An 8,995-nucleotide genomic window follows, 5' to 3' on the forward strand; every position below is an offset into this window, starting at 1 on the left:
CACACCGACATGGCCACCGAGCGCGCATCGCGGCCCGAACCCGGCACCATCGCCGGCGTGCTGCACAACGTGCGGCGCGCACCCAAGCGCGTGCGGCGCCAATCGCGGGAATACCGCCAACTCATCGAGGGGGCGGTGTCCCAGCTTTTCGAGTCGGCCGTCCGGCAGCCGCACGGCGACGCGAACTCCGGTGAATACCGGATCGACGACCTGGCCCGGCTGGCCGGCACCACCACCCGCAACATCCGCGTCTACCGTGACCGCGGGTTGCTGCCGCCCCCGCTGCGGGTGGGGCGCATCGCCCTGTTCAACGACACCCACCTGACCCGGCTGCGACTCATCACCTCGATGCTCGACCGCGGCTACAACATCGCGCACGTGCGAGAAATGCTGAGCGCGTGGGAGGAAGGCAAGAACCTCGGCGACGTGCTGGGTCTGGAAACCGCCATCGTCGGCACCTGGACGACGGAGAAGCCGGAAACCGTATCGCTGACCGACGCCCAGCGACTGGTCGACGACGCCGATGCGTTCGAGCGCCTGGTGGCGCTTCAGGTGATCCGGATCGATGGGACACAGGCCACCATCACCCGCCCGAAACTGATCGAGGCGTTCAACGAGATCCGCGGCTACGGCGTCAAATTGGACAAGCTGATCGACCTGCACGAACAGATCGTCCCCGAGATCGACAAGATCAGCGACATGCTGGTGCGCGCCGGGGCCGAACACGTGCTCGACCGCATCAAGCCCGGCGAACCGCTGCCTGCCGACGCCGAAATCGCCGAGCTGATCACCATGTTGGTGCGCTTCCGGACCCAGGCGGTGGCGACCGTGACCGCCACGCTCGCGTCGTCCATCGAATCCAATATCGAGTCGCTCGTCGGCCGCATCCTGACCGACTATCTCGAATCGACCTCTTCGGTCTGAGGCCGGCGTGCGCGCACCTGACCGCTTAACCTATTGGCGCGCAATCAGATACGGCGCCAACGTGGACAGCTTCTCGCAGGTCTCTTCGAACTCGCGATCGGGGGTGGACTCTTCGATGATGCCCGCACCCGCCCGCAGCCACGTTTTGCCGTCACGTTCGTAGGCCGCCCGCAGCGTCAGCGCCGCATCCAGGCCGCCGTCGGCCGAAATCATCACGACCGCACCCGAATACAGCCCCCGCGGGCCCTCGTCGAGGCGCATGATTGCTTCGACGCCACCGGCTTTCGGGATGCCCGACGCGGTGACCGCCGGGAACAGCGCTTCGAGCGCGTCCATCCGGTCGTTCGAGGTGTCGAGCCGACCGCTGACCGTGGAGCCGAGGTGCTGCACGCTCCCCCGTTCCCGCACGGTCATGAAGTCGGTGACGACGGCGGTACCCGGCTCGGCGATCTCGGTCATTTCCTGCAGCGAGCTTCGTACCGAAATGGCGTGCTCGACAATCTCTTTGGAATTCGACTCCAGGTCGTCGCGGGCCTGGCGGTCATGGACCTCGCCGCGCCCGAGCGCGCGGGTACCCGCCAGCGGCTCGGTCACCACGACGCCGTCCTGGTGCACGGCCGCGACCAGTTCGGGGCTATAACCCACGGCGCGAATTCCGCCCAGCCGCAGCAGAAACGACCTCACCGGGGTGTTGTGCCGCCGGGCCAGCCGATAGGTGGACGGGAAGTCGAGCGGGAAAGGCACATCGAGTGAGCGGGAAAGGATGACCTTGTGGTAGCGGCCCGCGGCGATCTCGCCCACGGCCGCCGCGACCCGATCGCGGTAGCGGGACGGGTCGGCGACCACGTCGACCGCCGAGGCGGCGCGCACGTCGGGCACGCCGTCGCCGAGCACACCCAGGACTGCGTCCCGGTGGTCGGCCGAGGTACCGAACAGGCGGACCCCCTCCCGGGTCACCACGATGCGACCGTTCGGCCAAAAGACCCTAGCCAGTGGGGTTCCTGGCGCCAGCCGCTGCTGCAGCCCGTAGCGGTACACGCCGAATTCGAAGGCGATCCAGCCGAAGAGTTGATCGGTCTCCAGCAGCAGCCGGTCGATGGCTTCACCGAGAACCGGGCCCGGCCGGCCCGACCATTGCTGGCATTGGGTCACGCCGGCGCGGATCACCCGCAGCTCGTCGCTGTCCAGCTCGATCATGGCGCGCACGCCGGTGGCGAGCACCCATTCACCGCCGCGCTCATAGAGCAGATACTCTTCCCCGACGCGCTCGGACAGCACCACGGCCAACTCGGCCGCCAGGTCCGCCGGATCGATATGCACGGGAAGCGGGATCGACGGCGACTCAGAGCCGGCGGAACTTGTCTCGACGCTGACCTCGGTCACGGTTAGTAAATGTAGCCTAACCTATGTAGCTGCGCGCAACCGCTCCCGCCAAGTGACCCCGCGATTGCCCCGTTCAGCTAAAACTCCCGCGGAGTTAAAGCCTCGGCCGGCCCGCGGCCGGCGGCCCGCCCCTGGCGAGACACCGGCGCCTGCGACCCGTTCATGCAGGCAGAGCAGGGTAAAGGACGTCGCCGTGGTGCCGGCCCTACAGGCCCCTGTGAAGATCGCCACTCCAAAGCTTTCCCAAGCGTTTACGTTGCGGCCGCACAAACCGTCGCTGCGGCAGCCAGACTTTTCGTAGCGCGCACTACCCACCGGAGCCCGCATCCGCCGGATTGGAGGAACACGATGTTCATCATTCGGCTTTTCAACGGCGAGGAAGTGCATGCGAGCGAAGGCGACGAGCTCGAAATCAATCCACAGACCGGCGTGCTTTCGGTTTCCCGGATCGACGGATTCGAGGAAATAACCACGCATTACTCGCCGTCGGCGTGGCTTTCGGTGACGCACCGCCAAAAGGGGGCCGGCGTGCGGCCCTCGCTCGTCCCGTCGGCCCGTTGAGCCGAATTTGACTACACAGTAAATGCACAGCACCTTCACACCAAACTCGCGGCCGCCGCTGCGCCCTCGGACGCGGGTTTCCTCCCCACCGATTTGGCTTTGACCAGCGCTTTTGTCGGTTATCAACAGCGACGGGACACGCCGCCGCCCTGTGTGCTTTCAAGTGGCGACGGGCCGGCGGCGGGGATAAATTCTTGACGGTCGTCGGGATGTTTCGTGGTTGCTCCGCTTGCGGACGGTGCTTCCCCAGATCAGCGCTTTAACCAACGGAGGCATCGATGCTGCAAGAGTTCTGGCACAACTTCACCCATAACCTGTTCAAACCGCTACTGCTGTTCTTTTACTTCGGATTTCTGATTCCCATCCTGAAGGTGCGGTTCGAATTCCCCTATGTCATCTATCAGGGATTGACGATGTACCTGTTGCTGGCCATCGGCTGGCACGGCGGGGAAGAGCTCGCCCAGGTCAGCGCATCGAGCGTCGGTGCCATCGTCGGCTTCATGGTGTTGGGCTTCGCGCTGAACTGCCTGATCGGCGGGTTGGCCTATTTGGGGCTCAGCCGCCTGAAATCGCTACGCAAAGTCGACCGCGCGACGATCGCCGGCTACTACGGGTCTGACTCGGCGGGAACCTTCGCCACCTGCGTGGCCGTCCTGACCGCGGTGAACATCGCTTTCAACGCCTACATGCCGGTGATGCTGGCCGTCATGGAGATTCCGGGCTGCCTGGTGGCGCTGTATTTCGTTGCGCGACTGCGCCACCGGGGCATGGACTCCGCCGGCTATATGCCCGACGAGGCCGGCTACACACCGCCGGTCAAGGTCGGGGTCGGCCCGGGCACCGCCGCGCGCCCTCCCCACGGCCAGAGCCTCGAGAGCCAGGAGGAAGCGGCCATCGAGCAGGAGCTGGAGCTCTCGCTGGAAAAGCTGGAGCATCCGGATTGGGAGCCCGACCAGAGCCCGCCGCGCCCGAAGGGCAAGCGGGTGCCCATCTTCTCCCGGGAGCTGTTTCAGGAAGTCTTTCTCAATCCTGGCCTCGTCCTTTTGATGGGGGGCATCATCATCGGTCTGGTCAGCGGGCTGCAGGGACAGAAGGTCGTGGCCGACGACGACAAATTCTTCGTGATGGCCTTCCAGGGCGTGCTGTGTCTGTTCCTGCTCGAGATGGGCATGACGGCGTCGCGCAAACTGAAGGACCTTCGCACCGCCGGGCCCGGATTCATCGTGTTCGGCCTGGTGGCACCGAATGTCTTTGCGACGCTGGGCATTATCGTCGCCTGCAGCTACGCGTCGCTGACCCACACCGATTTCAAGACCGGAACCTACGTGCTGTTCGCGGTTCTCTGCGGTGCGGCCTCCTACATCGCCGTCCCCGCGGTCCAGCGCCTGGCGATCCCGGAGGCCAGCCCGACGCTGCCGCTGGCCGCCTCACTGGGTCTGACGTTCTCCTACAACGTCACCGTGGGCATCCCGCTCTACATCGAGATCGCCCGCGTCTTCGAGCGCTGGTTCGGGGTCTGACCGCGCGGACGACGCCGCTACCCCAGGATCGTTCGCACCACGGCGTCGGCCAGCAGCCGGCCGCGCGGAGTCAGCACCAGCCTGTCACCGTCGGACACCAACAGCCCGTCGGTGACCACGCCGTCGGCGCGGCCGCGCTCGGCGGAACTGAGCAGGCCAACCGGAAGTCCTTGGCGTAGACGCGTTTTCAACAACACGTCCTCGGTGTGTAAGGCGTCGGCATCGAGCTGCTCGAATCCGGCCACCGGCAGCTCCGCGGCGCCCAACAGTTCCGCATACGCGTTGGGATGCTTGACATTCCACCACCGCGTCGTGCCGAGGTAGCCGTGCGCGCCCGGTCCGGCGCCCCACCACTGGCCGCCGTCCCAGTAGCCCAGGTTGTGGCGGCATTCACCGCCGGGTCGCGACCAGTTGGAGACTTCGTACCAAGACATCCCGGCCTGCGACAGTCGCGCATCGACCATTTCGTAGCGGTGGGCCAGGACGTCGTCGTCCGGTGGGGCCAGTTCGCCGCGACGGACCCGCCGGGCCAACGCGGTGCCCTCCTCGACCACCAGCGCATAGGCGGACACGTGATCCACGCCGGTCTCGATCGCCGTGTCGACCGAGCGCAGCAGGTCGTCGTCGGACTCCCCCGGAGTTCCGTAGATCAGATCGAGGCTGACGTGCTCGAAACCGGCCGCCAAGGCTTCGCGGGCGGCGGCCGCGGACCGGTTCGGGGTGTGAATGCGGTCGAGGACGCCCAGCACCCTCGGCGACACCGACTGCATCCCCAGCGACACCCGCGTGAAGCCGGCCGCGCGGATCGCGTCGAAGAAATCCGGCCATGCCGACTCGGGGTTGGCCTCGGTGGTGACCTCGGCGTCGGCCGCCAGCGTGAAGTGGCGGCGCAGCATGTCCAGCAGCGTGGCCATCCGCGCACCGCCCAGCAACGACGGCGTGCCGCCCCCGACGAACACGGTGTTCACCGGCGGTGCCTGCACGCGCGCGGCGGCCAGTTCCAGCTCGGTCCCCAGTGCGCTCAGCCACGCGTCGGGGTTGACTCCGCCCAGCTCGGCGGGGGTGTACGTATTGAAATCGCAGTAGCCGCAGCGTGTTACGCAAAACGGAACATGCACATAGATGCCAAACGGCCGCCCAGCGACCGCCCCGACGTCGGGCAGCTCGACCGGTTTTTCGCGAATGGCCATGCCAAATGATCCCACGAAGAGCGGGTGGGCCGGGGCCGTCGGTCCCGTCTGCACCGGCGGCCGTTCCGCATGGATTCACCGCACGGTGCTCCTGGGCATTCGGGGTGGGATCCCCGGTTGCGGGCCGGTAGTTTTAATCACCGTGAGCCGAGATTTGACCTGCTCGCATGGCCCTTCGGCATCCATGGCACAATGGGTGACGTGACTGTCAACCAGCCCGGCCCGCACATGGTGCTCGTGGCGCGACGGCACATTGATCTCAAGCGCGTTTGCAGCTGTATCTGTCTGCCTTGACGTGGTAGGCCCAGCCCCCCTGTGTCTCCAGCTGGCAGACGGTTTTGCGCCGCCCGAAAGTGTCGGTGAACTGCGCTCGCTGCGCTGGCGATCTTTTTGAAGGAGAGAACTTCCGATGACCACCGCCCGACCCGCGAAGGCCCGTGACGAGGGCCAATGGGCACTGGGAAATCGTGAGCCGCTGAACCCGAACGAAGAGATGAAGCAGGCCGGCGCCCCGCTGGACGTGCGGGAGCGCATCGAGACGATCTACGCCCGCGACGGTTTTGACAGCATCGACAAGAGCGACCTGCGGGGGCGTTTCCGCTGGTGGGGGCTGTACACCCAGCGCGAACAGGGCTACGACGGCACGTTTACCGGCGACGACAACGCCGAGTTGCTGGAAGCCCGGTACTTCATGATGCGGGTGCGCTGCGACGGCGGCGCGCTGTCGGCGGCCGCGTTGCGCACGGTGGGCCAGATCTCCACCGAATTCGGCCGCGACACCGCCGACATCACCGACCGCGAAAACGTGCAGTACCACTGGATCGAGGTGGAGAACGTCCCGGAAATCTGGCGGCGACTGGCCGCGGTCGGGCTGCAGACCGCCGAGGCGTGCGGCGATTGTCCGCGGGTGATCCTGGGCTCACCGCTGGCCGGTGAGTCGCTCGACGAGGTGCTGGACCCCACCTGGGCGATCGACGAGATCGTGCGCCGCTACATCGGCCAGCCCGACTTTGCCGACCTGCCGCGCAAGTACAAGACCGCGATCTCGGGTCTGCAGGACGTGGTGCACGAGGTCAACGACATCGCTTTCATCGGCGTCAACCACCCCGAGCACGGTCCCGGCCTGGACCTGTGGGTCGGTGGCGGGCTGTCGACCAACCCGATGCTGGGCCAGCGGGTCGGCGCCTGGGTGCCGCTCGAGGAGGTGCCCGAGGTGTGGCACGCGGTGACCTCGATCTTCCGCGACTACGGCTATCGGCGACTGCGCGCCAAGGCGCGGCTGAAATTCCTGGTCAAGGACTGGGGCATCGAAAAATTCCGTGAAGTTCTGGAGACGGAGTACCTCAAGCGGCCGCTGATCGACGGTCCCGCCCCCGAGCCGCTGAGGCACCCGATCGACCACGTCGGGGTGCAGCGGCTCAAGAACGGGCTCAACGCGGTGGGCGTCGCCTCCATCGCCGGTCGGGTGTCGGGCACCATCCTCACCGCGGTGGCCGACCTCGCCGCACAAGCCGGCTCGGACCGGATCCGGCTCACCCCGTATCAGAAGTTGGTCATCCTCGACGTGCCCGACGACAAGCTCGACGAGATGATCGCCGGCCTGGAGGCGCTCGGCCTGCAGTCGAAGCCGTCGCATTGGCGCCGGAACCTGATGGCGTGCACGGGGATTGAGTACTGCAAGTTGTCTTTCGCCGAAACCCGGGTCAAGGCGCAGTCTTTGGTGCCCGAGCTGGAGCGCCGGCTCGCCGACATCAACGACCAGCTCGACGTGCCCATCACCGTCAACATCAACGGCTGCCCCAATTCGTGCGCCCGCATTCAGGTCGCCGACATCGGGCTCAAGGGTCAGATGGTCGACGACGGAGAGGGCGGCTCGGTCGAGGGTTTTCAGGTTCACCTGGGCGGCAGCTTGGGTCTGGACAGCGGATTCGGCCGAAAACTGCGCCAGCACAAGGTCACCAGCGACGAGCTCGGCGACTACATCGAGCGGGTCACACGTAACTTCCTGAAATATCGCGGTGAGGGTGAACGTTTCGCACAGTGGGCTATGAGGGCAGACGAGGACGATTTGCGATGAGCGAACGAACAACCAAGCTTCCAGAAGCCGAATTGCGGGCGCTTGCCGCCCGCGGCGCGGCCGAGCTGGAGGGCGCCAGCGCCGCCGACGTGTTGCGTTGGACCGACGAAACGTTCGGCGGCATCAACGGGCCCCGCGGCTGGGCCACCTGCAATTACGTGGTGGCTTCCAGCATGCAGGAGGCCGTGCTGATCGATCTGGCGGCCAAGGTGCGTCCGGGTGTGCCGGTGGTGTTCTTGGACACCGGTTATCACTTTGTGGAAACCATCGGCACCCGGGATGCGATCGAATCCGTGTACGACATCCGGGTGCTCAACGTCACTCCAGAACACAGCGTCGCCGAGCAGGACAGGCTGCTGGGTAAGGACCTGTTCGCGCGGGACCCGAGCGAATGCTGCCGGCTGCGCAAGGTCGCGCCGCTGGGCAAGACGCTGCGCGGATACTCCGCCTGGGTGACCGGCCTGCGCCGGGGTGAGACCGCCGCGCGCGCCAACGCCCCAGTGGTCGGATTCGACGAGGGCTTCAAGCTTGTCAAGGTCAACCCGCTGGTCGAATGGTCCGACGAGGACGTGCAGAACTACATCGACGACAACGGCGTGCTTGTCAATCCGCTTATGTACGAAGGCTATTCGTCGATCGGCTGCCAACCCTGCACGGCCAAGCCGCTGGCCGGGGCCGATCCGCGCAGCGGACGTTGGCAGGGCCGGGCCAAGACCGAATGCGGTTTGCACGCGTCATAGCAGTTCAACATTCGACAGGTTCCGCCACGGGAATCGGACCGACGAGTGGATCTGAAAACCGATAGCGCATCCGCTAGCGCGTTGGCGAATCGGATAGTGGTCGGCCGCGGTTCTCATGCGGCGACTACGCCGACGTCAGGGTGCTCTCATCCTGGTCGGCCTCGTCCGCACGACTTGCGTTGGCGGCCAGGGCGATCGGGGGAACCCGGGTGGCCCGCACGTAGACGGTGTCGCCCTCGCGCAGGGCCAACGCCTCGGCGTCACCGCGGGTGATCTGCGCGGTGAAGAATCCGCCGGTGGCCGCGCTGGTCAACTCGACCCGCACCTCGAAGCCCAGCGTCACCACCCGGTCGACGACGGCGCGCACCACCCCGACGGACGTGTACGACACCCCGGCGAACGCGTTCGTGATGTCATTCCTCGGTGCGGTGTCCACCCTGAACGGCACTTTGGTGCGCCCGCACGATATCCGGGTGGGCCGCAATCCCGATATGGCGATCGCCGGCGGTGACGGCACGGCCGAGTCCGTCGGGGTGGTGCGCGCCGTCGTCGACCGGGTGGTGACGCTGGGCTTCGAGGTGCGGGTCGAGTTGACCAGCG

At 66.3% G+C, this 8,995-nt stretch carries 9 protein-coding genes and 1 pseudogene; 7 read left to right on the forward strand and 3 right to left on the reverse strand.

Annotated features, from left to right (window positions below; translation table 11 throughout):
- The first annotated feature begins 9 nt into the window (after positions 1 to 9).
- On the forward strand, positions 10 to 924 hold the full coding sequence (locus A5659_RS15585; protein WP_066868889.1) for a MerR family transcriptional regulator: 915 nt from the start codon (positions 10 to 12) through the stop codon (positions 922 to 924).
- 30 nt (positions 925 to 954) lie between these two features.
- Here the strand turns inward: A5659_RS15585 and A5659_RS15590 are convergent, their stop codons facing one another.
- A complete protein-coding gene (locus tag A5659_RS15590; protein ID WP_066876974.1) occupies positions 955 to 2,307 on the reverse strand; it encodes a salicylate synthase in 1,353 nt (450 codons plus the stop codon).
- A gap of 348 nt (positions 2,308 to 2,655) precedes the next feature.
- Here A5659_RS15590 and A5659_RS15595 point away from each other — a divergent pair, with 348 nt between their 5' ends.
- Together A5659_RS15595 and A5659_RS15600 are read left to right on the forward strand one after the other, a co-directional pair.
- Positions 2,656 to 2,868 (forward strand): hypothetical protein, encoded by a 213-nt coding sequence (locus tag A5659_RS15595; protein ID WP_066876972.1) that lies wholly within the window; start codon positions 2,656 to 2,658, stop codon positions 2,866 to 2,868.
- 278 nt (positions 2,869 to 3,146) lie between these two features.
- Positions 3,147 to 4,388 (forward strand): sodium-dependent bicarbonate transport family permease, encoded by a 1,242-nt coding sequence (locus A5659_RS15600; RefSeq protein ID WP_066868879.1) that lies wholly within the window; start codon positions 3,147 to 3,149, stop codon positions 4,386 to 4,388.
- A 17-nt stretch (positions 4,389 to 4,405) separates the two neighbouring features.
- On the opposite strand, the gene hemW is transcribed toward A5659_RS15600, so the two are convergent.
- A complete protein-coding gene (hemW, locus tag A5659_RS15605) occupies positions 4,406 to 5,578 on the reverse strand; it encodes a radical SAM family heme chaperone HemW (RefSeq protein WP_067182318.1) in 1,173 nt (390 codons plus the stop codon).
- Positions 5,579 to 5,806: 228 nt separating this feature from the next.
- Here hemW and A5659_RS28985 point away from each other — a divergent pair, with 228 nt between their 5' ends.
- From A5659_RS28985 to A5659_RS15615, 3 genes are all read left to right on the forward strand, one after another.
- On the forward strand, positions 5,807 to 5,872 hold the full coding sequence (locus A5659_RS28985; RefSeq protein WP_353852123.1) for an Ms4527A family Cys-rich leader peptide: 66 nt from the start codon (positions 5,807 to 5,809) through the stop codon (positions 5,870 to 5,872).
- 115 nt (positions 5,873 to 5,987) lie between these two features.
- Positions 5,988 to 7,655 (forward strand): nitrite/sulfite reductase, encoded by a 1,668-nt coding sequence (locus A5659_RS15610; protein WP_067182321.1) that lies wholly within the window; start codon positions 5,988 to 5,990, stop codon positions 7,653 to 7,655.
- The gene (locus A5659_RS15615; RefSeq protein WP_066862664.1) at positions 7,652 to 8,395 is read left to right on the forward strand and encodes a phosphoadenylyl-sulfate reductase; all 744 of its coding nucleotides are present in this window, start codon (positions 7,652 to 7,654) and stop codon (positions 8,393 to 8,395) included. Before A5659_RS15610 ends, A5659_RS15615 begins: the two co-directional genes overlap by 4 nt.
- A 124-nt stretch (positions 8,396 to 8,519) precedes the next feature.
- Here the strand turns inward: A5659_RS15615 and A5659_RS15620 are convergent, their stop codons facing one another.
- Positions 8,520 to 8,843: a TOBE-like domain-containing protein gene (locus tag A5659_RS15620; RefSeq protein WP_369829381.1), complete on the reverse strand. Its 324-nt coding sequence runs from the start codon at positions 8,841 to 8,843 to the stop codon at positions 8,520 to 8,522.
- Here A5659_RS15620 and A5659_RS15625 point away from each other — a divergent pair.
- Positions 8,764 to 8,995: pseudogene (locus A5659_RS15625) on the forward strand (sulfate ABC transporter ATP-binding protein); the annotation flags it as partial. The gene A5659_RS15620 and the pseudogene A5659_RS15625 overlap by 80 nt on opposite strands.

It is taken from the genome of Mycobacterium sp. 1165196.3, assembly GCF_001673415.1.
Taxonomy (GTDB): domain Bacteria; phylum Actinomycetota; class Actinomycetes; order Mycobacteriales; family Mycobacteriaceae; genus Mycobacterium; species Mycobacterium europaeum_A.

Coding starts and splice junctions, on each gene's coding strand:
- A5659_RS15585 (WP_066868889.1), top strand. CDS start 10: ATGGCCACCGAGCGCGCATCGCGGCCCGAACCCGGCACCATCGCCGGC.
- A5659_RS15595 (WP_066876972.1), top strand. CDS start 2,656: ATGTTCATCATTCGGCTTTTCAACGGCGAGGAAGTGCATGCGAGCGAA.
- A5659_RS15600 (WP_066868879.1), top strand. CDS start 3,147: ATGCTGCAAGAGTTCTGGCACAACTTCACCCATAACCTGTTCAAACCG.
- hemW (WP_067182318.1), bottom strand. CDS start 5,578: ATGGCCATTCGCGAAAAACCGGTCGAGCTGCCCGACGTCGGGGCGGTC.
- A5659_RS15610 (WP_067182321.1), top strand. CDS start 5,988: ATGACCACCGCCCGACCCGCGAAGGCCCGTGACGAGGGCCAATGGGCA.
- A5659_RS15615 (WP_066862664.1), top strand. CDS start 7,652: ATGAGCGAACGAACAACCAAGCTTCCAGAAGCCGAATTGCGGGCGCTT.